Consider the following 2826-nt stretch of genomic DNA (forward strand, 5'->3'; position numbering starts at 1 on the left):
GGGCGACCTCGCGGGCCAGCGCGTCACCGTCCAGGGGCGCGGGGAGGTCGGTGACGACGGGAGGCGCGCCGTCGAGGGCGCCGACGCGGGCGGCGAGCCGCAGGACGTTCCGTACGGCCTCGTCGACGGCCGGTTCGTCCACCTCGCCGGCCCGGACGGCGGCGGCCAGCGCCTCGCCGTACACGGTCCTCGGCCCCGGCATGGCGACGTCGAGGCCGCCGAGGAGCGCCCCGGTGGTGGAGCGGGCGGCGAGCCAGTCGGAGACGATGAACCCGTCGAAGCCCCACTCGCCGCGCAGCACCTCCTGCTGGAGGTAGCGGTGTTCGGTCATGGTCGCGCCGTTGACCTGGTTGTACGCGGCCATGATGCCCCAGGGGTGGGCGTTGGCCACGATGGTCTCGAAGGGCGCGAGGTACAGCTCGCGCAGCGGCCGGGGCGCGACGACGTTGTCGACGGTGAAGCGGTCGGTCTCGGCGTCGTTGGCGACGAAGTGCTTGACGGTCGTGCCGACCCCGCCGTCCTGGACGCCGAGCACGTAGCCGGTGCCGATCTCGCCCGTCAGGTACGGGTCCTCGCTGTACGCCTCGAAGTGGCGTCCGCCCAGGGGCGAGCGGTGCAGGTTCACCGTCGGGGCGAGCAGGACGTGCACGCCCTTGCGGCGGGCCTCCTGGGCGAGCAGCCGGCCGGCGCGCCGGGCCAGCTCCGGGTCCCAGGTGGCGGCCAGCGCGGTCGGGGAGGGCAGGGCGACCGACGGGTCGTCGGCGGTCCAGCGGACCCCCCGGACGCCGATGGGACCGTCGGACAGGACGAGGGAGGCGAGTCCGATCTCGGGGAGCGCGGGCAGGGACCACATGTCCTGGCCGGCCAGGAGGCGGGTCCTGGCGTCCAGGTCGAGCTTGCCGAGCGCCGCCTCGACGGCGGCGGTGCGTGCCTGGTCGGCCCGGGTGGGTGCGCCTGCCACGGCCGTACCTCCTCGTCGAGTTCGGGTGGACGGTTACATGGTGACCCTGCATCCTGTAAGGAGGTAGGGTTCGTTATTGATTTGTAATATTGCCGTCATGGTCGCGACCGCGTACGGCGGGGTGGGAGGAGCGGGCCGATGGCGAGAGCCAGGAACGAGGAGCGGCGGGCGGACATCCTGCGCGCCACCCTCGAAGTGATCGCCGAGCGCGGCTACCGGGGGACCACCCTGGGCGGGGTGGCCGAGCGCGTGGGCCTCACCCAGCAGGGCCTTCTGCACTACTTCCCGTCCAAGGAGGCGCTGCTCGTCGCCGTCCTGGAGGAGCGCGACCAGTGGGACACCGGCGGCGGGGGCCGGGGGCGGCGGGGCTGGCGGCTGGAGCTGCTGACGTCGCTGGTGGAGTACAACGCGATGCGCCCCGGGATGGTGCAGACGTTCTCGGCGCTGCTGGGCGAGAGCGTGACGGAGGACCATCCGGCGCGGGAGTTCTTCACCCACCGTTACGACCAGGTGCGGGGCAACATGACGGCGGTGCTGCGCGACGAGTTCGGCGACCGCCTGCCGGGCGGGCTGACGCCCGAGCAGGCGGCGCCGCTGCTGACGGCCGTCATGGACGGGCTCCAGTACCAGTGGCTGCTGGACCCGGAGTCGGTGGACATGCCGGGGGCGTTCCGCGACTTCCTGACGCTGCTGCGGGCCGGGGGGCCGGCGCCCGGTTCCTGAGCGGGGGTGCCGGCCGGGCGACGCCGACGGGTGGTTCGGAAGGGTGTCATCGACCGGTTTCGCACCATGGTCATCGGGCCGCCCCGACGCGATACTTCCGCCATCCGACGGAAGGAGCACCCCATGAGGCTCAGGAGTCACACGCGCGTTGGTCTTGTCCTGCTCACCACGGCCGCGCTCGCCCTCGTCGTCCCCGCGCCGTCCGCCCTCGCGCACGCGCGGCCCTCGCCCGGCCAACTACCGCCCGCCGCACCGGCGTTCACCGTCGAGGAGGCGCGGCTCGACCGGGCCGTACCGCAGGAGATCCTGCGGCGCAGCGGCTTCGACACGGTGGCGCCGGGGCTGGCGCGGGCGCTGGACGGGGCCGGGTCGTACGCCGCCGCCGAGCGGGTGGTCGTACGGCAGGGGCAGCGGCTGTGGCAGCGGGCGGTGGACCGGGTGCAGGGGCGGGGTCCCGCGCGGGGTGACCTGAGCCGGGACGACGACCGGCCGCTGTACTGGGCGCGGTTGGGGATGACCCGCGAACTGCGGGCGTGGCAGCCGGAGTTCCCACTGTCCGACGCGGCGCGGACGCGGCTGCTCGGGGCGCTGGAGCGCGCGTCGCGCGGCCAGGACTCGATGGCGTTCCCCGGCAGGGATCGGCACGGCAGGGCCGTCAAGCGGATCGTGATGACCGGCTTCGACCCGTTCACGCTGGACCGGGACGTCCGGATCAGCAACCCGTCGGGGGCGACGGCGCTGGCGCTGGACGGCACGGTCGTCACGACCGCCGACGGGCCCGCCCGTATCGAGACGGCCGTCTTCCCCGTCCGCTGGGACGACTTCGCGGCCGGAACGGTCGAACAGGCCCTGCGCGGGCCGCTGTCCCGGGCCGACCTCTTCACCACCGTCAGCCAGGGCCGGGTCGGCCGGATCGACGTGGAGCGCTTCAACGGCGCCTGGCGCGGCGGCTTCGGGGACAACGAGAACCTCTCGCGGACCGGGCTCGTCCCCGTCTCCGACCCGGCCTCGCAGCCGCAGTGGACGACGACCAGCCTGCCGTACGGCGCGATTCTCGCGGCGAGCACGGGGCGGTTCCCGGTGTACGACAACACGTCCGTGACGGAGGTGCCGGCGGGCGCGACCGCGCCGGTGGTACGTCC

The 2826-nt window shown here is 74.1% G+C and carries 3 protein-coding genes; 2 read left to right on the forward strand and 1 reads right to left on the reverse strand.

The window, feature by feature from the left end; genetic code table 11:
- Positions 1-961, reverse strand: a 961-nt coding sequence (locus tag GT042_RS24635; protein ID WP_161310919.1) for a glycoside hydrolase family 3 N-terminal domain-containing protein, incomplete at its 3' end; no start/stop codon positions are given.
- A gap of 138 nt (positions 962-1099) precedes the next feature.
- Here GT042_RS24635 and GT042_RS24640 point away from each other — a divergent pair.
- Together GT042_RS24640 and GT042_RS24645 are read left to right on the forward strand one after the other, a co-directional pair.
- A complete protein-coding gene (locus GT042_RS24640; RefSeq protein ID WP_161310920.1) occupies positions 1100-1684 on the forward strand; it encodes a TetR/AcrR family transcriptional regulator in 585 nt (194 codons plus the stop codon).
- A 123-nt stretch (positions 1685-1807) separates the two neighbouring features.
- On the forward strand, positions 1808-2826 hold a 1019-nt coding region (locus GT042_RS24645; RefSeq protein ID WP_161310921.1), incomplete at its 3' end, for a pyroglutamyl peptidase.

Source organism: Streptomyces sp. SID3212, assembly GCF_009865405.1.
Lineage (GTDB): Bacteria > Actinomycetota > Actinomycetes > Streptomycetales > Streptomycetaceae > Streptomyces.

Coding starts and splice junctions, on each gene's coding strand:
- GT042_RS24640 (WP_161310920.1), top strand. CDS start 1,100: ATGGCGAGAGCCAGGAACGAGGAGCGGCGGGCGGACATCCTGCGCGCC.